Below are 21,945 nucleotides of genomic sequence, written 5' to 3' on the forward strand. Positions count from 1 at the left end.
GCACCCCGCGGGCGGGGCCGAGCCGACTGGGCGCGGCCCCGCCCGCCGATCCGAGCAGGGAGGATGGACCCCGTGCCACGCGGAGAACTGCGCATCTATCTCGGGGCCGCCCCCGGCGTCGGCAAGACGTACGCCATGTTGGAGGAGGCCCGGCGGCGGGCCGCGCGCGGCACCGACGTGGTGATCGGTTTCGTGGAGACCCACGGCCGTCAGCACACAGCCGCGATGCTCGGCGACCTGGAGCAGGTGCCCCGACGCGCGATGGAGTACCGGGGCGTCGAGTTCACCGAGATGGACCTGGACGCGGTGCTGGCCCGCCGCCCGGAGATCGCGGTGGTCGACGAGCTGGCGCACACCAACGTGCCCGGTTCCCGGCACGACAAGCGTTGGCAGGACGTCCAGGAGCTGCTCGACGCCGGCATCGACGTGCTGTCCACGGTCAACGTGCAGCACCTGGAGTCGGTCAACGACGTCGTCGCGCAGATCACCGGCACCACCCAGCGGGAGACCGTGCCGGACGAGATCGTCCGCGCCGCCGAACAGGTCGAGTTGGTCGACATGACCCCGGAGGCGCTGCGCCGGAGGATGGCGCACGGCAACATCTACCGACCCGACAAGATCGACGCCGCGTTGGGCAACTACTTCCGGGTCGGTAACCTCACCGCGCTGCGTGAGCTGGCGCTGCTCTGGCTGGCCGACAAGGTCGACGAGCAACTCGACCGGTACCGCAGCCAACAGGGCATCGCCGCCACCTGGGAGGCCCGGGAACGGGTCGTGGTCGCGCTGACCGGTGGCCCGGAGGGCGAGACGCTGATCCGCCGGGCGGCCCGGGTCGCCGCCCGCAGCAAGGGCGCCGACCTGCTCGCCGTGCACGTCGCCCGCAGCGACGGCCTGGCCGGCGCCGACCCGGCCCAGCTCGCCCGGCAACGGGTGCTGGTGGAGAGCCTGGGCGGCACGTACCACCAGGTGCTCGGCACCGACGTGCCGGCCGCGCTGCTGGACTTCGCCCAGGGGGTGAACGCCACCCAGCTGGTGCTCGGGGCCAGCCGGCGGGGTCGGCTCGCGCAGATCTTCGCCCGGGGAGTCGGGGTGACCACCACCGCGCTCTCCGGCTCGATCGACGTGCACCTGGTCACCCACAAGCAGGCCGGCAAGGGCCGCCGGGCGGCAGCCGTGCCGGCGGCGCTGTCCCGACGCCGCCGGCTGCTCGGGTTCGGTCTGGCGGTGCTGGGCATGCCGCTGCTCACCGTGCTGCTGAAGGCCCTGCCCGATCTGACACTGACCAACGACATCCTGCTGTTCCTCGCCGGGGTCGTCGGGGTCGCGCTGGTCGGTGGGGTGTGGCCCGCCCTGGTCGCCGCCCTCGGCGGGTCGCTACTGCTCAACTGGTACTTCACCCCGCCCTTCCGCACGCTGACCATCGCCGAGGCGGACAACCTGCTCGCCCTGGCCGTCTTCGTCGGGGTGGCCCTCGCAGTGAGCTGGATCGTCGACGTGGCGGCCCGGCGTACCCGGGAGGCCGCGCGGGCCGCCGCCGACGCGCAGACCCTCGCCGCCGTCGCCGGTGGGGTGCTGCGCGGCGAACGACCCCTGCCCGCCCTGCTCGACCAGCTCCGGGAGACGTTCGGGCTGCGCGCGGTGAGCGTGCTGGAGCTGGCCGAGGAGGCCGGCGGACGTCCGGAGCGGGCCCGCGAGGAGCACGCCTGGTGTGTCGTGGCCAGCGTCGGCGAGCAACCGGCCTGCACCCCCGACGGGGGCGAGACGGCGGTACCCGTCGACGACCGGATCACCGTCGTACTCAGCGGCCGGCGGTTGGCGGCGGCCGACCGGCGGATCGTCGAGGCGTTCGCCGCCCAGGCCGCCGTCGCGCTGCGCCAGGAACGGCTCGCCGAGGAGGCCGCCACCGCCCGGCCCCTCGCCGCCGCCGACCGGATGCGCACCGCGCTGCTCGCCGCGGTCAGCCACGACCTGCGTACGCCGCTGGCCTCGGCGAAGGCGGCCGTGACCAGCCTGCGCAGCCACGACATCGAGTTCGACGAGTCCGACCGCGAGGAGTTGCTGGAGACCGCGGAGGAGTCGCTGGACCGCCTCGCCCGGCTGGTCGCCAACCTGCTCGACATGAGCCGGCTCCAGGCGGGCGTGCTGGGCATCTCGGCGACCGCGATCGGCCTGGAGGACGCCGTACCCCTGGCACTTGACGAACTTGGCCCGGCCGCCGCGACCGTCGGCACGGACATCCCGGCCGACCTGCCGGCCGCCGCCGCCGACCCGGGCCTGCTGGAACGGGTGCTGGTCAACATCGTCGCCAACGCGTTGCGCTACAGCCCGCCCGGCCAGCCGCCCACCATCACCGCCAGCGCCCACGCCGGCCAGGTCGAGCTGCGGGTGATCGACCGGGGGCCGGGCATCCCGGAGGACCAGTGGGAGCACGTCTTCCTGCCGTTCCAACGCCTCGGCGACCGGGACAACCAGACCGGCGTCGGTCTCGGTCTCGCCCTGTCCCGGGGGTTGGCCGAGGCGATGGGTGGCAGCATCACCCCGGAGACCACCCCCGGCGGTGGGCTCACCATGGTGCTGCGGCTGCCGGCTGCCGCGCAGACCAGCTCGGAGGGGCCGCAGGAATGACCCGCATCCTGGTCGTCGACGACGAACCGCAGATCCTGCGTGCCCTGCGGATCAACCTGCGCGCCCGCCGGTACGACGTGGACGTCGCCGGTACCGGGGCCGCCGCGTTGAAGGCCGCCGCCAGTCACCCACCCGACCTGGTGGTGCTCGACCTCGGCCTGCCCGACATCGACGGCGTGGAGGTGATCCGGGGCCTACGCGGATGGACCACCGTGCCGATCATCGTGCTCTCCGGCCGGGCCGGCAGCGAGGACAAGGTCGCGGCGCTCGACGCGGGCGCGGACGACTACGTGACCAAGCCGTTCGGGGTGGAGGAGTTGCTGGCCCGCATCCGCGCGGTGACCCGCCGCCTCGGCGCGCCCAGCGAATCGGTGCCGGCGCTGCGGATCGGCCAACACACCGTCGACCTGGCCGACCACACCGTGCGGCGCGACGACGGCACCGAGGTCAAGCTGACCCCCACCCAGTGGAGCGTGCTGGAGAAGCTGCTGCGCCACCCGGGCAAGCTGGTCAGCCAACGGCAGCTCCTCCAGGACGTGTGGGGGCCGGAATACCAGAACGAGACCAACTACCTGCGGCAGTACCTGGCCCAGCTGCGGCGCAAGCTGGAGGACGACCCGGCCCGCCCCCGGCACCTCATCACCGAGCCGGGAATGGGCTACCGCTACCGGCCGTGAACCGTTGACACCCGCCGGCGGAGATTGAAGAATTTCGTTCAGCAGCGGCAGCGGCGTGCTTCTGTAACCGTCCCCCCGCACCGGTTACCCCTCGGGAGCCCCGCCGTGTCCCTGCCCCTGTCCCGTCGTCGGCTGCTGACCGCCGGCGGCGCCGGCCTCGTCCTGGCCGGTCTCTCCGACCCGTTCCGAGCGCACCCCGCCCAGGCCGCCGTCACCACCGCCGACCTGGTCGTCTACGGCGCCACCTCCGGCGGGTTGGCCGCCGCGATCACCATGCGCCGGCTCGGCCGGACCGCCGTGGTGGTGGAGCCCACCAGCCACGTCGGCGGGTTGAGCACCGCCGGGCTGGGCGCCACCGACACCGGCGTCCAGGCGTCCATCGGCGGGCTGGCCGCCGAGTTCTACCGCCGGGTGTACGTGAAGTACCACGGCGGCACCCTCACGCCGACGTCGCCGCTGCGGATGACCTTCGAACCGCACGTCGCCACCGCCGTCTTCGCCGAGATGCTGGCCGAGGCGGGCGTGCCGGTGATCATCAATGCCCGGCTGACCGGCCTCGGCCGCACCGGCAACCGGATCACCGAGCTGCGCACCGAGGACGGGTCGATCTACCGGGGCGGGGTGTTCGTCGACGCCACCTACGAGGGCGACCTGCTGGCCATGGCCGGGGTGGGGTTCACCGTCGGGCGGGAGTCCAACGACACGTACGGCGAGACGATCAACGGGGTGCAGTCGCGCAACACCCACCAGTTCGCCTACCCCGTCGACCCGTACGTCACGGCCGGCTCGCCCGCCAGCGGCCTGCTGCCGGGCATCTCGGCCACGCCACTCGCCCCGCAGGGCAGCGGCGACGACCGGATCCAGGCGTACTGCTTCCGGATGTGCCTGACCCAGGCGGCCAACCGGACCCCGTTCGGCAAGCCGTCCGGCTACGACCCGATCCGGTACGAGCTGCTGCTGCGGCACATCCAGGCCGGCTACACCGGGCCGTACTTCACCACCCACTCGATCGGCGGCGGGAAGACCGACTCCAACAACAACGGCGCCGTCTCGACCGACCACATCGGCTTCAACTACGCGTACCCGACGGCGAGCTGGGCGGCGCGGGAGAGCATCATCGCCGAGCACCGCACCTACCAGCAGGGGCTGATGTGGTTCCTGGCCAACGACCCCCGACTGCCGGCGTCGGTCCGCGACTCGACCGCCCGCTGGGGGCTGCCGGTCGACGAGTTCACCAGCACGGGTGGCTGGCCGCCGCTGCTCTACATCCGCGAGGCCCGCCGGATGGTCTCCGCGTACGTGATGACCGAGGCCGACTGCCGGGGCCGGGTGCGGGCCACCGACTCGGTCGGGCTGGCCAGCTACACGATGGACTCGCACAACTGTCAGCGGGTGGTCGTCGACGGCAAGGTCCGCAACGAGGGGGACGTGCAGATCGGCGTGCCCGCGCCGTACCCGGTGAGCTATCGCGCGATCGTGCCGCACCAGGCGCAGTGCGCCAACCTGCTGGTCCCGGTCTGCCTCTCGGCGAGCCACATCGCGTACGGCTCGATCCGGATGGAACCCGTGTTCATGATCCTCGGGCAGGCGGCGGCCACCGCGGCGTCCCTGGCACTCGCCGGGAGCCTCGCCGTGCAGGCCGTCTCCGTGCCCGCCCTCCAGACCCGGCTGCGGCAGGACGGCGCGGTGCTGGAATGGGGCAGCACCAGCGAGGTGATCCTGGACAACGCGGCGTCCAGCGGCATCACCCGGGCCGGGACGTGGCTGCGCAGCACCAGCATCGGCGGCTACTACGGCTCCGACTACGAGCACGACGGCAACACCGCCAAGGGCGTCAACCGGCTGCGGTTCCGCCCGACCCTGCCGGCCTCCGGGTCGTGGACCGTGCAGCTGCGCTGGACCGCCGACCCGAACCGCGCCAGCAACGTGCCGGTGGACATCGCGTACTCCGGGGGGTTGGTCACGCGGACGGTCGACCAGCGACAGTCGGGCGGCCAGTGGGTGCCGCTGGGCACCTACCCCTTCACGGCGGGCACCGACGGCAGCGTGCTGATCCGCACCGAGGACACCGACGGCCACGTGGTCGCCGACGCGGTGCGCTTCGTCCGCGCCTGAGCGTCGGGGATTGTCGGGACGACCGGGTCGACTGGAGGCGCACGGGTCACCGCAGTTTCTCGACACCGCGTTCACGCGGCTGCCGGCCGGGAGGACCGATACGGCGAGTAACGTTCGAACGGACCAAGATCGGCGTACGAGGAGGCGCGGTGCTGACGACGACGGTGGACATCCCGACCAGTGACGGAGTGGCGGACGCGAGTCTGACCCGACCGGACGGCGACGGCCCGTTCCCGGCGGTGTTGCTCTTCATGGACGCCTTCGGCCCGCGCCCGCGCCTGGTGGAGATGGCGGAGCGGATCGCCGAGCGCGGTTACCTGGTGTTGACGCCCCACCTGTTCTACCGGGCCGGCCGGGCGCCGCTGTTCGACCTGTCCCGACTCGGCGACGCCGACCAGCGCGGCGCGATCTTCGAGAAGATCGTGCCGCTGATCGGCGCGTTGACCCCCGACGTGATCAGCCGGGACAGCGCCGCGTACCTCGACTTTCTGGCCGCCCGGGACGACGTCCGGCCCGGCCCGGTCGCTGTCACCGGCTACTGCATGGGCGGCACGAACGCGCTGCGGGCCATCGAGGCGCACCCGGACCGCATCGCGGCCGTCGCCAGCTTCCACGGCGGGCGGATCGTCACCGACGCGCCGGACAGCCCGCACCTGGGCGTCGGCTCGATCACCGGCGAGGTGTACTTCGGGCACGCCGACGCCGACCAGTCGATGACGCCCGAACAGATCGCCATGCTGGAGAAGGCCCTCGACGCCGCCGGGGTGCGCTACCGCTCCGAGGTGTACGCGGGCGCCCACCACGGCTACACCATGGCCGACACCCCCGCGTACGACGAGCAGGCCACCGAGCGCCACTGGATCGCCCTGTTCGACCTCCTAAACCGCACCCTGCCCACGGGCTGAGTCCAAAATTGCGCCGATCTTGCAGTTTCGGTTGTTGATTCAGGGGTGAATGCCCCTTCTGTCGGGACAGAAAGTGCAAGATCGCGGAGGGAGTCGGGCCCTGGCCCGGTCAAGGGCGCAGCAGCACCGGGCCGGCGTCGATGCGGGTGCGGAACAGGGCGTACGGCTTGCGCCGCAGGTCCTTGCCGCGCTGGTACTGCGGCTGCCGGTGCAGTTGGTTGGCGGTGACGTAGAGGTACCCGTCGGTGGCCACCGACATGGTGTCCGGCCAGAGCAGTCGCGGGTCGTGGACCAGGGTCTCGTAGTCGCCGTCCGGCAGCCGCCGCAGCACCGCATTGTGCTCGTACGCGGTGAGGTAGAGCCGCCCCGCGTCGTCGCTCTCCAACCCGTCCGAACCGCTGCTCTTGTCGCCCTCGTCGACAACCGTCGCGGCGACCGCCTCCTGGGTGACGCCCGGGTCGGCCAGCGCCTCGGTGGAGACGCTGTGCAGGCGTCGGGACGCCAACGGGCAGTAGTAGAGCCGGGTGCCGTCGGCGGAGATGGCGATGCCGTCGGAGCCCATGCCCACCGGCTTCGGTGCGCCGTTGGCCGGTCGTTCCAGGAACGGCCGGCCCTCGACCACCGGGCGGAACGACGTCAGCGGCTCGGCCTTGGTGGACGGGTGGTCGTGCAGCCGCCGCCAGGAGGCCCCGCTGGCCAGGTCCACCACGATGATCCCGTTCGGCCCGGCGAACGCGGAGTCGGTGATGTAGGCGACCCCCGCCTCGCCCCGCCGCAGGTCGAAGCGGACGTCGTTGAGGTACGTCGTCGGCAGCGCCACGTCCGCCGGGAACGTGATCACCTGGGCGACGGTGTCGGTGTCCAGGTCGATCCGAACCAGCTTCGGGCCGCCCGGCTTGGTCGGTTGCAACATCGGGCTGCCGGTGTCGAGCACCCAGAGCCGGTCGGCCGGGTCCACCACGATGCTCTGCACCGAGACGAACGCGCCCGCGTCGTCGTCGCCGGACGGGCTGTTCCACGCCTGGTCCGGGTAGGGCATCTCCTGGCCGTCGCGCAGCTCGACGACGGTGGCCGGTACCTCGTCGCCCCACTTCGGGAAGTTGACGAAGATCCGGCCCCGGTGCGAAACGCTCACACCGGTCGGCATCGGGCCGGTGAAGGTGTGCACCAACTCCAGCTCGCCCATCGGCTCGTCGCCGACCGGCCCGTTCATGACGCCCGTCCCACGGTGCTCATCCTCGCGCCCCCTGTCGCCTCGTTGCCGTGCTCCGAACACGGCTATTCCCGGCCGGACGTCCGGTATGCCTCGCCGTGGCCGAGGCTGGTGGCGTGCCGAGCCGGCAGGGCAAGCTCCGGACCCACGACGGCGGCCACGGCGCGGTGGGCGAGAAGCTGACCGTCAGCCCACCGGCGCGGCGGCCCGCGCGGCGGGCAGGCCGGGGACCGGGACGTCCACCGCGAGCAGCGCGCCGTCCTGCGGGCCCGCCCGGTCCAGCCCCACCCGTGCGGTCCCGATGAAGAGTCGGCGCAGGTCGGGGCCGCCCAGGCAGATGCCGGCCGGTTGCTTGGCCGGCAGTCGGATCTCCCGGTCGAGGGTGCCGTCGGGTCGGTAGCGGCGTACCGCCGCGCCGCCCCACAGCGCGATCCAGAGGTGCCCGGCCGCGTCGAGGGTCATGCCGTCCGGGCCGCCGTCGGCGGGGGACAGCCGCACGAACGGCTCCCGGCCGTGCAGGGCCCCGGTGGCAGGGTCGACGGTGAACCGGTCGATCTCGCCGCGTGGCGTGTCGGCCAGGTACATGGTCGTGCCGGTGGCGTCGAACGCCGGCCCGTTCGGGATGGTCAGCCCGGTCACCGCGGGGACCGGCTCGGCGCCCGGGGTGAGGCGGAAGAGCGTGCCCCCGCCGGGCACCATCGCGTACGTCATGCTGCCGGCCCAGAAACGGCCGTGCGGGTCCGCGACCGCGTCGTTCATCCGGGTCGGCTCGGGCGCGTCGCCCACCAGGTCGGCGACCGGTCGGGGATCGGTGGCGGCGGGCAGCAGGGTGACCCCGGTCCCGGCGGCGGCCAGCCAGTCGCCGGGTCGGTCGGCCACCGGCGCCACCGCGCCGAGCGGTACGTCGAGGCGGCGCAGCTCCCGCAGCGGGGTCGGGGCGTCGCCGTCGGTCTGCAGCAGCCGCCCGGCCAGCAGGTCGACGAGGACCAGCCGGTCGTCGACCCAGCGCAGGCCCTCGCCCAACTCCAACCGGTCGGTGCTCCAGACAGTCGGCTCGGTCAGCTCCATGGTGCTCCTTCAAAGGGGATCGTCAGCGGACCGTACCGCCGGGGTCGTGGTCGAGCAGCGCCAGCTCGGCCCGGTCGGGCAGACCCTCCCAGTCGCCGCGGGTGGCGACCGCGAACGCGCCGGTGGTGACGGCCCGGTCCAGTCGGCCCGCCGCGTCGGCCCCGTCGAGCCAGCCGGAGAGCAGCCCGGCGACGAAGGCGTCACCCGCGCCCACGGTGTCCACCACCGGCACCCTCCGGGCCGGACGGTGGATCGTCCCGGTGGTGCTGTGGCTGGTCGCCCCGTCGCCGCCGTGCTTGACGACGACCTCGGTGACGCCGGCCGAGAGTAGCGCCGTGGCGGGGTCGGTCGCGTCGGTCAGCACGGCCAACTCGTCGTCGGAGGCGACCACCAGGTCGATCGAGGGCAGCAGCGGTCGCAGCGCGGCGGCGGCCTCGGCGACCGACCAGAGCCGGTTGCGGTGGTTGACGTCCAGGCAGACCGTGCTGCCGGCCGCGCGGGCGCGGCGCACGGCCTCCACCACCGCCTGGTACGGGTCCGCGCCGAGCGCGCAGGTGATGCCGGTGACGTGCAGCAGCCGGGGTGGTGGTCCGGGCGCGTCGAAGGCACGGGTCACGTCGGCCGGGCGCAGCCGGGAGCCGGCCGACCCGGCGCGGTGGTAGGTGACCCGGTTGATGTCGGCGACCCGGTTCTCGAAGAGAATCAACCCGGTGGGGGCGGTCGCGTCGACCCGGGACCAGGTCAGGTCGACACCCTCGGCGCGCAACGTGCGGCGGACCAGCTCGCCGGGCTCGTCCGCGCCGGTGACGCCGACCCAGCTGGCCCGGTGGCCGAGCCGGGCCAGACCGATCGCCACGTTCGACTCGGACCCGGCGACGGAGATCCCGGCGGTGCCGCCCAGCCGCAGTGGGCCGGTGGTGCGGAACGCCGCCATCGTCTCGCCGAGCGTGAGCAGGTCGGTCACTGTCGCACCGCTGTGAGGAAGGCGCTGGCGCGCTCGCGCAGCGCCGCCGGGTCACCGCCGTGGACGGCGTCGCCGAGCAGCGGGGATCCGACGCCGACCGCCGTGGCGCCCCGGTCGAGGTAGCGGCGCGCGCCGGCCGCGTCGACCCCACCGACCGGCACGAACGCGATGCCGGGGAAGGGGTCGCGCAGGGCGCCGAGGTAGTCGGGCCCGCCGAGGGAGGCCGGGAAGAGCTTGACCGCGGTGGCCCCGCCGTCGGTGGCCCGCACCACCTCGGTGGGGGTGAGGGCACCGGCGAGCACCGGCAGCCCGAGTCGGCCGCCCTCGGCGAGGCTCGGTGCGATCGCCGGGGTGACCAGGAAACCCGCGCCCGCGTCGGCCGCCGCGCGGGCGTCCTCCGCGCTGAGCACGGTGCCCGCGCCCAAGGCGAAGTCGGGCCCGAGGGCGGTCCGGGCGCGTCGAATGACGTCGAGCGCGTCGGCGCCGGTCAACGAGACCTCGACCAGGGCGACGCCGCTCTCGGCCAGGGTGAGCACGGCGGTCAGCGCGGCGGCCGGGTCCGGGCCGCGCACGATGGCCAGCAGTCGATGGGTACGCAGCTCGTCGAGCAGGTTCGTCACGGGTGTCCTCAGTGGATGCGGTGGGCGGAGATGGTGAGTCGCCAGTCGACCTCACCCGCGGGCGGGATGACCGCCGCGTCGTCGGGGCCGGCGTCGGCCAGGTCGAAGGCGCAGCCGAGCATCGGTTCCACGCCGACGCTGCGGTAGGGGCGGTGCGCCGGCCAGCCGCCCAGGTTGCGCCAGAGCGCGGTGCTGCGGGGCTGGCCGTCACACTCCAGCTCCAGGGTCAGCAGGTCGACTCCGTCGAGCACCTGGACCCGGGGGCAGTCGAGCAGCACCGCGCCGAGCGCAGTCCCGTCGTCGGGGCCGAACGTGTCGAGGGTCAACCCGGCCGGGGCCGGCCACGGCCCGGTCAACCACGGGTCGCCGGTGGGCCAGGCGCCCGGTGACAGGAGCGCGGCGGCCTCCGGGTGCAGCCGGGTCGGGGTGCCGGCGGGCGCGTCGAGGCGGGCGGCGGGGGAGAGGTCCAGCAGGGCGTGCGCGGCCCACACGAACCGGTGCCCGGGGTCGGCGGCCAGCCGGTAGTCGGCCACCACCACGCCACCCTCGTGGGCGATCCGGCGGCTCAGTGTGAACGTCGGCCGCTCGATGACGGCGGTGTCCGGGCCGGTGGTGCCAGTGCCAGCGCTGCCGGGGCCGACGGTTCGCCACGGGCGCGACCACACCTCGCCGTGGTCGGGCTCGCCGCGCACGGTGGGCAGGCACTCCTCCAGCCCGCCGGCGTCGACGAACGGGTCGTCGGGGCGTACGTCGTGCCGGCCCGGTTCCGGGCCACGCCAGAGCCATTCCCGGCCGCCGCCGTGCAGGCTCGTCCACCGGCCGCCGTGCGCCGCGTCGTACGCCACCCGCAGCGCCACCGGCCTCGTGCCGGTCACCATTCGGCGAACGACCCGTCGGCGTGCTGCCAGACCGGGTTGCGCCAGGCGTGCGGGGTCTGCGCGGCCTTGCGGACGGCCGTCTCGTCCACGGTGATGCCCAGGCCAGGCCGGTCGAAGCGGGCGATGTGGCCGTCCACGAACCGGAACGGCTCCGGGTCGACCAGGTAGTCCAGCAGCTCCGAGCCGACGTTGTAGTGGATGCCGATGCTCTGCTCCTGGATCAGGAAGTTCGGCGTCGCGAAGGCCACCTGAAGGCTGGCCGCCAGGGAGATCGGGCCGAGTGGGCAGTGCGGGGCGAGCAGGGCGCCGTACGTCTCGGCCAGCGCGGCGATCCGGCGGACCTCGGAGATCCCCCCGGCGTGCGACAGGTCCGGCTGGACCACGGCGACCCCGGCCTGCAACGGGCCGAGGAACTCGGATCGTCCGTAGAGCCGCTCGCCGGTGGCCACCGGGATCGGCGTGCTGGCCACGATGTCGCTCAGGTGGTGGGCCTGGTCGGGTAGGACCGGCTCCTCCACGAAGAACGGGCGCAGGGCGGCCAGCTCGGGCAGGATCCGGCGGACGGCGGCCATCCCGGCGCGACCGTGGAAGTCCACCGCGATGTCCCGGTCGGGGCCGAGTGCCTCGCGTGCGGCGGCCACCCGGCCGATGACCGCGTCCACCTCGGCCGAGGTGGGGATTGGCGACAGTCGCCCGCAGGCGTTCATCTTGACCCCGGTGAGGCCGGCGGCGACCTGCGCGGCGGCGGCGTCGGCCACCTCGCCGGGTTCGTCCCCGCCGATCCACGAGTAGATCCGCACCCGGTCGCGTACGGCCCCGCCGAGCAGCGCGTGCACCGGCGCGCCGTACGCCTGCCCGGCGATGTCCCAGAGGGCCTGGTCGAGGCCGGCGACCGCGCTGGAGAGGATCGGTCCGCCCCGGTAGAAGCCGCCCTTGGTGAGCACCTGCCAGTGCTGCTCGATCCGCAGCGGGTCCGCGCCGATCAGGTATTCGGAGAGCACCTCGACCGCGCTGCGCACCACCTCGGCGCGCCCCTCGACCACCGGTTCACCCCACCCGACCAGCCCGTCGTCGGTCTCCACCCGGCAGAACAACCACCGTGGCGCGACCAGGAAGGTCTCGATCCGCTCGATCTTCACTGACTGCCCCTTCGTCCCCGTGCCTTCTCGACGTCGCGGACGGCCTTGTCCAGCAACTCACGCATCGCGGTCTCGGCCGCCGTCTCGTCCCGATCGCGCAGCGCGTCGACCACCGCGCGGTGGCTGGGCACCGGGTCGTCGTGCGCCGTGCCGCCGTGCACCAGGCGGTCCCGTTCGGCGAGCCCGGTCTCCATCACCACCTCCATCCGCTCCAGCAACTCGTTGTGGGTGGCGGCGAGCAGCGCGCGGTGGAAGGCGAGGTCGGCTGCGGTGGCGGCGGCGGGGTCTCCGTCGGCCTGGGCCATCTCGGCCAGTGCCCGGTCCAGGGCGGTCAGGTCGTCCTCGGTGGCCCGGGTGGCGGCCAGCCGTGCGGCGGCCGGCTCGATGATGGCGCGCACCTCGTGCAGCTGGTCGAGCAACCGCTGGTCGGTGCCCTCGGCGAACTGCCAGCGGATCACGTCACCGTCGAGCAGGTTCCAGTCCGCCCGGGGCCGGACGAAGGTGCCGCGCTTCTGCCGGGCGTCGACGATGCCCTTGGCGGAGAGAACCTTCAGCGCCTCGCGGAGCGCCGTGAGGCTGACGTCGAACTCCTCCTGCAACGCGACCATGTTCAGGGTCGCGCCGACGGCGATCTCACCGGTGAGGATGCGACGGGCGATCGCTTCGACGGTCTGCCCGTGGATGCCGCGGCGTGCGTACTGTGCCAATGCTCCTGGCCTTTTCGCTGGTCGGTGTCGATCTCTCAGGCCGAGGCTTTCACCGCTGTCCAACCACCGTCCACCACGAGACTCGCGCCGGTGACGTAGGCGGCGTCCGGTGAGGCGAGGAACGCGATCGTCGCGGCCACCTCGTCGGGGGTGCCGAAGCGCTTCGCCACGGTCTCCGCGACGCTCTGCCGGCGGTCCTCTTCGGACACGTCGGCCCAGGCGGCGGTGAGGATCGGGCCGGGCAGCACGGTGTTGACCCGCACCTGTGGGCCGTACTCCACGGCGAGTTGGCGGCCGAGCGCGACCAGCCCACCCTTGGCGGCGGCGTACGCGGGTCGGCCGGGCAGCCCGACCAGCGCGTGCACCGAGGAGATCAGCACCACCGCGCCCGAGCGTGCCCGCAGGTCGTCCAGGCAGGCGCGGACGCCGAGGAAGGAGCCGGTGAGGCTGACGCCGAGCTGCTGGTCCCAGGACTGCCGGCTGGTCTCGTGCGCCGGGGCGACCCGCACGGCGTACGCGGTGCTGACCAGGATGTCGACCGGGCCGAGGTGGTTCCGGGTGGCGGCGACGGCAGCCGCCCAGTCGCCCTCGTCGCTGACATCGCCCATTACGGACAGTGCCCGGTCGCCGTGAGCGGTCAGCTCCTCGGTCAGCGGGGTCGGGTCGGCCACGTCGAAGAGCGCGACGGCGGCTCCCTCGGCGGCGAGCCGCCGGGCGGTGGCCGCGCCGATCCCGCCCATCGCGCCGGTGACCAGCGCGTTCTTGCCTTCCAGCCGGCGCATAGGCTGATCCACCCGACCCTCGACTTGATCCCAACTAACCATTAATTACGAAGATATCTTGACAGTCGGCGACGGCCGATGCAACCTTCTCGGCACAGCATTCACATGGACGACACATCGCGCGGTGACGCTGAGTGTCGTAGAGGAAGGGATACCTCGTGAGCGACTTCGACCCCGGTCGCCGGCGATTCCTTGGCCACCTCGGGCTCGCCGGCCTGGGCGCGCTCGGCGCCAGCTCGTTCCTCAGCGCGTGCGCCAGCTCCGCCAGCGGACCGGCGACGAGCGGCGGCTCGGGCGCGGTCACGATCCAGTCCAACCTCTCCTCGCCGCAGGCCAAGGCGGCGATGGAGAAGCTGATCGCGAACTTCAACACCCAGGGCAAGGGCACGGCGAGCCTCAACACGATCGCCTCGGAGACCTTCCGGACCCAGCTGCCGACCTACCTGACCTCGGCGAACCCACCGGACCTCTACACCTGGTACGCGGGCTCGGTCGCCAACGACTACGCCAGCAAGAACCTGCTGCTGGACGTCTCCGACGTCTGGAAGTCGCTGGGTGACTACCCCCAGTCGCTGCGTACCCTCTCCACCGACGCCAGCGGCAAGCAGATCTTCGTGCCGATGAACAACTACTGGTGGGGCTTCTTCTACCGCAAGTCCAACTTCGCCAAGTGGGGCGTGCAGGAGCCGAAGACCTGGGCCGACTTCCTGGCGCTCTGCGAGACGCTGAAGAGCAAGGGCGTCCCGCCGATCGGCATCGGCCTCGGCGACACCCCGTGGGTGGCCTCGGCCTGGTTCGACTATCTCAACATCCGGATCAACGGCGCGCCGTTCCACCGCGAGCTGCTCGCCGGCAAGCAGCGCTTTGACGACCCGAAGGTCAAGGCGGTCCTCACCCGCTGGCGCGAGGTGCTGCCGTACTTCGACCCCAAGGGCAAGGCGTACCCGTTCCAGGAGGCGACCACCGCGCTGCTGGCCGGCAAGACGGGCATGTTCCTGATCGGCACCTTCTTCGCCGACGCGGCGCCCAAGGACGCGCTCGGTGACCTGGACTTCTTCCGGTTCCCGATCATCGACCCGGCGGTGCCGCTGGCCGAGGAGGCGCCGACCGACGGCTTCTTCGCCAGCGCGAAGACCGCCAACCCGACCGGCGCCAAGGCCCTGCTCAGCTACCTGGCCGGGGTCGAGGCCCAGGAGGCGTACGTCAAGGCCAGCTCCGGCATCGTGCTGCCGGCCAACCCCAGGGCCAGGGCGTCCGACTCGCCGCTGGTGGCCAAGGGCAAGGCGATGCTGAACGAGGCCAAGGAGCTGACCCAGTTCTTCAACCGCGACTCCAGCGACGCGCTCCAGCCGACTGCCGACACCGCGCTGACGAAGTTCATCGACAGGCCGGACCAGATCGACGCGATCCTGCGGGAGTGGCAGGCCGGCGCCGAGAAGGTCTTCAAGGGCTGACGTGACAGCAACGATCTCCACGACTCCGGTCACCCCCACCCGGCGGCGGCGACGGTCGGCTCGGCTGTCGCCGCTGCTGGTGGCGTTCGTCCTCGTACCGTTCGTGGTCGAGAGCGTCTGGGTGTTCTGGCCGGCGATCCAGGGTTTCTGGTTCTCCCTCACCCGCTGGGACGGGATGACACCGCCGGCCTTCGTCGGCACCGACAACTACGTCGAGCTGGCCGGCGACGCCACCTTCCGGGGTGCGCTGCTCAACACGGTCATCTGGCTGGTGCTCTTCGGCGGCCTCTCCGTGCTGGGCGGCTTCGGGATGGCGCTCGTCCTGCAGAAGGAGCGGCGCGGGGTCGGCTTCTACCGGGCCGCGCTGTTCACCCCGGTGGTGTTCTCGCTGGTGGTGACCGCGCTGGTCTGGCGGGTCTTCTACCAGCCCGACGGCATCGCCGACACGCTGCTGCGGGCGGTCGGCCTGGAGCAGCTGATCCGGCCCTGGCTCGCCGACCCGCAGACCGCCCTGTACGCGGTGATCCTGCCCGCGCTGTGGCGGCAGATCGGGTACGTGATGGTGCTGTTCCTGGCCGGGCTGAAGGCGATCGACCCGGCGCTGCACGAGGCGGCCCGGATGGACGGCGCCAACTCCTGGCAGCGGCTGCGGCACGTCACCATCCCCCAACTCAAGGGGGTCAACGCCGTGGTGCTGTCGGTCATCGTGATCGACTCGCTGCGCTCGTTCGACATCGTCTGGTCGCTGACCAAGGGCGGCCCGTACCACTCGTCGGAGCTGCTCAGCACCTACATGTACTCGACCGCGTTCCAGAGCCTGCGGCTGGGTTACGCCTCGGCGATCGCAGTCGTGATCTTCGTGCTCGCGCTGGCCGTCATCCTCGGCTACCTGGTCCGCGCGTTCCGGGAGGAAGCGTCATGAACAAGCTCCGTACCGGGGCCTTCCACACCGGCATGATCCTGCTGTCGTTGCTCTGGCTGGGCCCGGTGCTCTGGGTGGTGGTGATGTCCACCCGGTCGTTCGACGACATCGCCGCGCACGGCGTGGGCAGCCTGCCCCGGTCGTTCACCCTGGACACCTACCGGCAGGCGTGGACCGACGGCGGCGAGCTGCGCGCGCTGGTCAACAGCATGCTGGTCACCGTCCCGTCGGTGGCGTTGAGCCTGGGGCTGGCCGCGATGGCGGCGTTCGCCCTGAGTCGCTTCCGGATTCCCGGGCGGCGGACCATCCTGCTGCTGATGCTCGCCGGCAACCTGCTGCCACCGCAGATCCTGCTCATCCCGGTGGCCAAGTTCAGCGAGCTGACCGGCCTGTACGACACGCTCTGGGCGTTGATCGCGGTGCAGGTCGGCTTCGGGCTCGGCTTCTACACCTTCGTCCTGCACGGCTTCATGCGGGACCTGCCGGGTGAGATCCAGGAGGCGGCCACCATCGACGGCGCCGGCACGGCACAGATCTTCACCCGGGTGATGCTGCCGCTGACCCGGCCCGCGCTGGCCGCGCTCGGGGCGCTCTCCTTCACCTGGATCTTCAACGACCTGCTCTGGGCGATCACCGTGCTGCGTACCGACGACAACATGCCGGTCACCCCGGCGCTGCTCGCCCTCCAGGGGCAGTTCGTCTCGTCCTGGAACGTCATCGCCGCCGGCACGGTCATCGCGGCCGTCCCCACCGTCGCGGTCTTCCTCCGCTTCCAACGGCACTTCGTCTCCGGCCTGGCGCTCGGAGCGGTCAAGTGACCGCCGAGGCCGGGCGGCGCTGGACGCTGCGGGGCACGCACACCGAGTACACCGTGCGGGTGCCGGAGCACGGCCGCTGGCTGGAACTGGTCGCGTGGGGGCCGCACGGGGTCTCCGACGGCCCCTCGCCGGTCGGCTACGACGGCCCGGTCCCGTTCCTCACCGCCGGGGACGCCGCCCCCATCGAGTACGCCACCGACGCCGACCGCCCGTTCACCGGCGCCGACCTGGTGGTCGAGACCTCGAACGGGCAGCGGCGGGTGGGCTTCGCGCACACCGGCGCGCGGATCGACGCCGACCAGCGGGAGCTGGCCGTCGACTTCGCCGACCCGGTCACCGGGCTGCACGCCACGGTGCACTACCGGGTGCCCGTCGGCACCGACGTGGTGCAGCGCTGGGTCGAGCTGACCAACGACGGCACCAGCCCGCTGCGGGTGGTCCGGGCCGGGTCGGGCGGGTTCTGCGTACCGACACCGCACGGCGCGCTGGTCAGCCACCAGTGGGGGCAGTGGTCGCAGGAGTTCCAGCTCTCCCACGTCGAGCTGGGTCACGGCGCGTTCACCATCGGCAGCTCCCAGGGCGTACCCGGGCATCTGCACGTGCCCTGGCTGGCGGTGCGCGACACCGCCGAGCCGACCGGTCCGGCGTGGGGAATGGCGCTGGCCTGGACCGGCTCGTGGGAGATCAACGCCGAGCGGGACACCGGTGGCCTGACCCGGGTCCGGGTCGGCCGGCAGCTGGTCGACGGCCCGCTGGAGCTGGCGGCGGGCCAACGGCTGACCCTGCCCGCGGTCGCCGGGGCGTACAGCGCGGACGGTCTGGACGGGCTGGCCCGGGTCTGGCACACCCACCAGCGGTCGCTGGCCGCCGACCGGCTCACGCCACGACCGGTGCTCTACAACTCCTGGGAGGCGACCTACTTCGCCGTCGAGGCGCAGAGCCAACTCGCGCTCGCCCGGATCGCCGCCGAGCTGGGCGTGGAGACGTTCGTCGTGGACGACGGCTGGTTCGTCGGCCGCAACGACGACACCGCCGGGCTGGGCGACTGGACGCCCGACCCGGCGAAGTTCCCGGACGGTTTCGACGCGTTCATCGGCGACGTCCGGGCGCTCGGGCTGAACTTCGGGCTCTGGGTCGAGCCGGAGTGCGTCAACCCGAAGTCTTCCCTGTACGCCGTGCACCCGGACTGGGTCTACTCCGTCGACGGACGGCCGCTCACCCCGGTGCGCAACCAGTACCTGCTCGACCTGGGCCGGCCGGAGGTCGCCGAGTTCGTCCACTCCACAGTCGACGGTCTGCTGCGCCGGTACGACATCGACTACCTGAAGTGGGACTTCAACCGACCGCGTACCGAGCCGGGTCGACCCGGCGGGGTGAGCCCGCTCGACCTGGACGGCGCCCACGTCGCCAACCTGCACCGGATCTACGATCGGTTGCGCCGGGACCATCCCGGTCTGCTGATCGAGGCGTGTGCCGGCGGCGGCGCGCGGACCGACCTGGCGATGGCCGCACGGGCCGACGTCTTCTGGCCCAGCGACAACACCGGCCCGCTGGACCGGCTGGCCATCCAGTACGGCTTCCTGCACGCCAACGCCCCGCACCTGCTCAGCTCCTGGGTCACCGACGCGCCCGGCCTGTTCGACCCCCGGCCGCGAACGCTGGCGTTCCGGTTCGTCCTGGCGATGGCCGGTGTGCTCGGCATCGGCGCGGACATCCGGGCGTGGACCCCCGCCGAGCGGGCCGAGGCGGCTGACTGGATCGCTCGCTACAAGGAGATCCGGGAGGTCGTCACGCACGGCGAGGTGCACCTGATCGGTGGCCCTGACCAGGCCCGCTGTGCGGTGCAGTACACCGCGCCGGACGAGAGCAGGGTGGTCGTCCTGGCCTGGCACACCGGCCGGCTCGACGGCGCCGGGCTGCTCCCGTCCCGCCCGGTCCGGTTGCCGCTGCGCGGCCTCGACCCGTCGGCCCGCTACTCCCACGGTGACCGGCACTACTCCGGCAGCCACCTCGCCGCCGTCGGCCTGCCCGTGCGGTGGAGCGCGACCCACGACGCCGACCTCATCGTGCTGACCCGCGACTGAGGCCGGAGCACCACCACCCCCACCCCCGAGGGACAGGAGTACCTCCATGCGCCTGAACCGACCGCTGACCGCCGCCCTGGCCGTGCTCGGCCTGGGCCTGGCCAGTCCGATGCCGGCGACGGCCGGCCCACCTCACGCCGACCCGCCGCAGGCCGGCCACGGACCCGGCCGCCCCGGTCACGCCCCGGCCGCCGGCGCGGAGGACCAGGGCGCGCCGGCCTTCTTCAACAGCGGACTCGCCCCGACGCCCTACCAGGGCTGGAACACCTACTTCGGGCTCGGTGGCGATCCCACCGAGGCCGAGGTGCGCTCGGTCACCGACCACATGGTCAGCAGTGGCCTGCGCGACGCCGGCTACACCTACGTCTGGATCGACGGCAACTGGGCCGCGCCCACGCCACGGAACGAGGCGGGCCAGCTCGTCGCCGACCCGGCCCGCTTCCCCGGTGGGATGGCCGCGCTGGCCGCGTACATCCACAGCAAGGGGATGAAGGCCGGCATCTACACCGACGCCGGCCCGTACCTGCCGGGGCAGTGTGGGCTCGGCAGCAACGGCCACTACCAGGCCGACATCGCCCAGTTCGCCGGCTGGGGCTTCGACGCGCTCAAGGCCGACTGGCTCTGCGGCCGGGCCGCCGGCCTCGACCCGGAGACCACCTTCCGGGAGTTGGCCGAGGCGGTACGCCAGTCGCCCCGCCCGATGCTGCTCAACGTCTGCAACCCGGTCAGCTCCGACTGGGGCGGCGGCCCGTACACCCCGGAGCAGCTCTCCACCTGGAGCTACACGTACGCGCCGACCATCGCCGACTCCTGGCGGACCTACACCGACGTGGGGCTCACCGACCCGAGTCCGCAGTGGGCGTACCCGTGGGTGCTGCGCAACATGGACGTCAACGCGTACCACCCGGCGGCCACCGGCCCGGGGCACTACAACGACCCGGACTACCTGCTGCCGATGCGTCCGCTGCCCGGCGGCGGGTACGAGTTGAGCCTGGAGGAGTCCAAGACGCAGCTCGGCATGTGGGCCATCATGGCCGCGCCGTTGGTGATCGGCTCCGACCCGCGCGGGCTGCCGCAGGAGATGATCTCCGCGTTGACCAACCCGGAGATCGTCGCCGTGGACCAGGACCCGCTGGTCCGCCAGGGCGTCAAGGTCGCCGACACCGGCACCGACGCGCAGGTCTGGAGCAAGGTGCTCGCCGGCTCCGGCAAACGGGCCGTCGCGCTGCTCAACCGGCACGACACCGCCCAGCGGATCACGGTGAACTTCGCCGACGTCGCGCTCGGCGGGTCGGTCCAGGTCCGCGACCTGTGGTCCCGCTCCACCGTGGACGCCCAGCCGGGCACTGCGGGCACGCAGCCGTTCACCGGCTCGTACACCGTCGAGGTGCCGGCGCACGGGGTGGCCATGCTCGGCCTGACCGGCACCGACCAGGTCGCCGGCGCCGACCTCGGCGGCACCGCCAGCGCCAGCCCGGCGCTGGTCCGGGTGGACGACACGCACGCCACCGCCTTCGTCCGCGACGCGCAGGGCGCGCTGGCGGTCAACACCCGCTCCGGTACGACATGGGGAAGCCGGTGGACCTCGCTGGGCGGCCCGGTGGGCGGCCGGATCCTCGGCCAGCCCGCCGCGTACGGCTCGGCCGACGGGCGGCTCGACGTCTTCGTCCGGGGCACCGACAACGCGGCCTGGCAGCGCAGTTACGTCGCCGGTACATGGGGATCGTGGCGCAGCCTCGGCGGCACGCTGACCGACGCGCCCACGGTGGCCTGGACCAGCCCCACCCAGTGGACGCTCGTCGCCCGAGGCGCCGACGGCAAGCTCTGGTCGCGTACGGCGAGCGCCGGCTGGACCGGCGTCGGGGCTCCCGAGAACCGGCCGTTCTACGGTCGGCCGAGCGCGGTCGTCGACGACGCCGGGGTGCTGCACGTGGCGGTTCGCAGCCGCACCGACGAGGTGTGGTGGAGCAGCCGGACCGGCACCACCTGGTCGTCCTGGACCAACCTGGGCGGCACCACCAGCGGCAGCCCCACACTGCTCGCCACCTCCGGCCGGGTCTACCTGTTCGCGTTGGCCGCCGACAACCGGCTCTGGCAGCGCAACCTGGCCGACGGCGCCTGGGGCGGCTGGTTCCGACGCGGTGAGTTCGCCACCGACGCGTTCCTGGGCGCGCCCGGGGCCGCCGCCGGTGCCAACGGCAGTGCCTGGTTGGCGGTACGCGGCGTGGACGACCGGGTACACCAGGTCATTCTCTGATCCACGGTGGCGGGCCGCCGGCCAGGTTGCGGCGGCGGCCCGCCACCTCGGTTTCCCCCGCCCCCGCCACCTCGGGATCCCTGGTCCCGCCGCCGGGAGGTCTGGTGGGACCGCGACCGGAAGGTCGAGGTCAGCAGGTCCGGGCCGTTGACTGAGCCAGCGACGGAGGTCGATGATGTGAGTTGGTCGTCCTCCGTCCACTCCGGCCGGGTCGGGCCACCGGAGACGGAGCCCGCCCGATGCCACGCAACCGCCGCTTGACCGCGTTGATCCTGGCCCTCGTGCTGCCGATGCTCGTGCTCGTCGGCGCCGCTCCGGCGGCCGCCGCCACCCCCACCCTCCAGATCAGCTCGGTGACCCTGGTCGCCAAGGGCGCCGGTGTGCGCCTGGACTACGTGGTGACCTGTGACGAGGGCGCCTCCGGCGAGGTGCGTGCCAGGATCACCCAGGCAGTCGGGAACCGCATCGCCTACGCGTCCGAACCGCAGTACCCTGCCTGGACCTGTACCGGTCAGGCACAGCCGCTGTCGGCGTTCTTCCCGGCCGATGTCGCCGGGGTTCCGTTCCGCACCGGCGAGGCGCTGCTGCTGGCGTCGATCTCCGCCTGTCCGGGGGCGAACTGCGAATTCGCCCAGGCCGAACAGGTGGTGCGGATCGTCCGCTGACACCGGGCGGTCGCTGTTACGCGGCACCGGCGCGGCGACCGGGCCGGTAATG

The 21,945-nt window shown here is 72.8% G+C and carries 18 protein-coding genes; 10 read left to right on the top strand and 8 right to left on the bottom strand.

Features of this window, described 5'->3' with window-relative positions; all coding sequences use genetic code 11:
- Positions 1-72 precede the first annotated feature (72 nt).
- From AB0J33_RS03530 to AB0J33_RS03545, 4 genes are all read left to right on the top strand, one after another.
- A complete protein-coding gene (locus tag AB0J33_RS03530; RefSeq protein WP_363609394.1) occupies positions 73-2,625 on the top strand; it encodes a DUF4118 domain-containing protein in 2,553 nt (850 codons plus the stop codon).
- Positions 2,622-3,302, top strand: a complete 681-nt coding sequence (locus AB0J33_RS03535) for a response regulator (RefSeq protein WP_363609396.1) — start codon at positions 2,622-2,624, stop codon at positions 3,300-3,302. Before AB0J33_RS03530 ends, AB0J33_RS03535 begins: the two co-directional genes overlap by 4 nt.
- Positions 3,303-3,407: 105 nt before the next feature.
- Positions 3,408-5,417: an FAD-dependent oxidoreductase gene (locus tag AB0J33_RS03540; protein WP_363609398.1), complete on the top strand. Its 2,010-nt coding sequence runs from the start codon at positions 3,408-3,410 to the stop codon at positions 5,415-5,417.
- 149 nt (positions 5,418-5,566) lie between these two features.
- Complete coding sequence (locus tag AB0J33_RS03545; protein ID WP_363609400.1) at positions 5,567-6,322, top strand: dienelactone hydrolase family protein; 756 nt, start codon at positions 5,567-5,569, stop codon at positions 6,320-6,322.
- Between the two features lie 109 nt (positions 6,323-6,431).
- On the opposite strand, the gene AB0J33_RS03550 is transcribed toward AB0J33_RS03545, so the two are convergent.
- The 8 genes from AB0J33_RS03550 to AB0J33_RS03585 all read right to left on the bottom strand — a co-directional run bounded on the left by AB0J33_RS03550 (position 6,432) and on the right by AB0J33_RS03585 (position 13,693).
- On the bottom strand, positions 6,432-7,535 hold the full coding sequence (locus AB0J33_RS03550) for an L-dopachrome tautomerase-related protein (RefSeq protein ID WP_363609402.1): 1,104 nt from the start codon (positions 7,533-7,535) through the stop codon (positions 6,432-6,434).
- A 186-nt stretch (positions 7,536-7,721) separates the two neighbouring features.
- A complete protein-coding gene (locus AB0J33_RS03555) occupies positions 7,722-8,603 on the bottom strand; it encodes an SMP-30/gluconolactonase/LRE family protein (RefSeq protein ID WP_363609404.1) in 882 nt (293 codons plus the stop codon).
- 22 nt (positions 8,604-8,625) lie between these two features.
- The gene (locus tag AB0J33_RS03560) at positions 8,626-9,567 is read right to left on the bottom strand and encodes a sugar kinase (protein WP_363609406.1); all 942 of its coding nucleotides are present in this window, start codon (positions 9,565-9,567) and stop codon (positions 8,626-8,628) included.
- On the bottom strand, positions 9,564-10,187 hold the full coding sequence (locus tag AB0J33_RS03565) for a bifunctional 4-hydroxy-2-oxoglutarate aldolase/2-dehydro-3-deoxy-phosphogluconate aldolase (RefSeq protein ID WP_363609408.1): 624 nt from the start codon (positions 10,185-10,187) through the stop codon (positions 9,564-9,566). The genes AB0J33_RS03560 and AB0J33_RS03565 overlap by 4 nt, the downstream gene beginning before the upstream one ends.
- 8 nt (positions 10,188-10,195) lie before the next feature.
- On the bottom strand, positions 10,196-11,065 hold the full coding sequence (locus AB0J33_RS03570; protein ID WP_363609410.1) for a hypothetical protein: 870 nt from the start codon (positions 11,063-11,065) through the stop codon (positions 10,196-10,198).
- A complete protein-coding gene (gene dgoD / locus AB0J33_RS03575; protein ID WP_363609412.1) occupies positions 11,059-12,204 on the bottom strand; it encodes a galactonate dehydratase in 1,146 nt (381 codons plus the stop codon). Before dgoD ends, AB0J33_RS03570 begins: the two co-directional genes overlap by 7 nt.
- Positions 12,201-12,911, bottom strand: a complete 711-nt coding sequence (locus AB0J33_RS03580) for an FCD domain-containing protein (RefSeq protein WP_363609414.1) — start codon at positions 12,909-12,911, stop codon at positions 12,201-12,203. Before AB0J33_RS03580 ends, dgoD begins: the two co-directional genes overlap by 4 nt.
- Positions 12,912-12,946: 35 nt before the next feature.
- Positions 12,947-13,693 carry an SDR family oxidoreductase gene (locus tag AB0J33_RS03585; RefSeq protein WP_363609416.1) on the bottom strand — a complete coding sequence of 249 codons (747 nt, stop codon included), beginning with the start codon at positions 13,691-13,693 and terminating at the stop codon, positions 12,947-12,949.
- A gap of 158 nt (positions 13,694-13,851) precedes the next feature.
- Between AB0J33_RS03585 and AB0J33_RS03590 the strand changes: the two genes are divergently transcribed.
- The 6 genes from AB0J33_RS03590 (at position 13,852) to AB0J33_RS03615 (ending at position 21,893) form a co-directional block, all read left to right on the top strand.
- A complete protein-coding gene (locus AB0J33_RS03590; protein ID WP_363609418.1) occupies positions 13,852-15,147 on the top strand; it encodes an extracellular solute-binding protein in 1,296 nt (431 codons plus the stop codon).
- A 1-nt stretch (position 15,148) separates the two neighbouring features.
- A complete protein-coding gene (locus AB0J33_RS03595; protein WP_363609420.1) occupies positions 15,149-16,069 on the top strand; it encodes a sugar ABC transporter permease in 921 nt (306 codons plus the stop codon).
- Positions 16,066-16,887, top strand: a complete 822-nt coding sequence (locus AB0J33_RS03600) for a carbohydrate ABC transporter permease (protein WP_363609422.1) — start codon at positions 16,066-16,068, stop codon at positions 16,885-16,887. The genes AB0J33_RS03595 and AB0J33_RS03600 overlap by 4 nt, the downstream gene beginning before the upstream one ends.
- Positions 16,884-18,971, top strand: coding sequence for an alpha-galactosidase (locus tag AB0J33_RS03605; RefSeq protein WP_363609424.1), 2,088 nt, complete (start codon positions 16,884-16,886; stop codon positions 18,969-18,971). Before AB0J33_RS03600 ends, AB0J33_RS03605 begins: the two co-directional genes overlap by 4 nt.
- 46 nt (positions 18,972-19,017) lie before the next feature.
- Entirely contained in the window at positions 19,018-21,228 is a 2,211-nt protein-coding gene (locus AB0J33_RS03610) for a glycoside hydrolase family 27 protein (RefSeq protein WP_363609426.1), read from the top strand.
- 239 nt (positions 21,229-21,467) lie between these two features.
- A complete protein-coding gene (locus AB0J33_RS03615) occupies positions 21,468-21,893 on the top strand; it encodes a hypothetical protein (RefSeq protein WP_363609428.1) in 426 nt (141 codons plus the stop codon).
- Positions 21,894-21,945 lie beyond the last annotated feature (52 nt).

The sequence above is a fragment of the Micromonospora sp. NPDC049645 genome, assembly GCF_040675155.1.
In the GTDB taxonomy this organism is placed as follows: Bacteria; Actinomycetota; Actinomycetes; order Mycobacteriales; family Micromonosporaceae; genus Micromonospora.

Excerpts from the sequence above, each read along its gene's own strand:
- AB0J33_RS03535 (WP_363609396.1), top strand. The coding sequence starts at position 2,622 with ATGACCCGCATCCTGGTCGTCGACGACGAACCGCAGATCCTGCGTGCC.
- AB0J33_RS03550 (WP_363609402.1), bottom strand. The coding sequence starts at position 7,535 with ATGAACGGGCCGGTCGGCGACGAGCCGATGGGCGAGCTGGAGTTGGTG.
- AB0J33_RS03555 (WP_363609404.1), bottom strand. The coding sequence starts at position 8,603 with ATGGAGCTGACCGAGCCGACTGTCTGGAGCACCGACCGGTTGGAGTTG.
- AB0J33_RS03570 (WP_363609410.1), bottom strand. The coding sequence starts at position 11,065 with ATGGTGACCGGCACGAGGCCGGTGGCGCTGCGGGTGGCGTACGACGCG.
- AB0J33_RS03585 (WP_363609416.1), bottom strand. The coding sequence starts at position 13,693 with ATGCGCCGGCTGGAAGGCAAGAACGCGCTGGTCACCGGCGCGATGGGC.
- AB0J33_RS03600 (WP_363609422.1), top strand. The coding sequence starts at position 16,066 with ATGAACAAGCTCCGTACCGGGGCCTTCCACACCGGCATGATCCTGCTG.
- AB0J33_RS03610 (WP_363609426.1), top strand. The coding sequence starts at position 19,018 with ATGCGCCTGAACCGACCGCTGACCGCCGCCCTGGCCGTGCTCGGCCTG.
- AB0J33_RS03615 (WP_363609428.1), top strand. The coding sequence starts at position 21,468 with ATGCCACGCAACCGCCGCTTGACCGCGTTGATCCTGGCCCTCGTGCTG.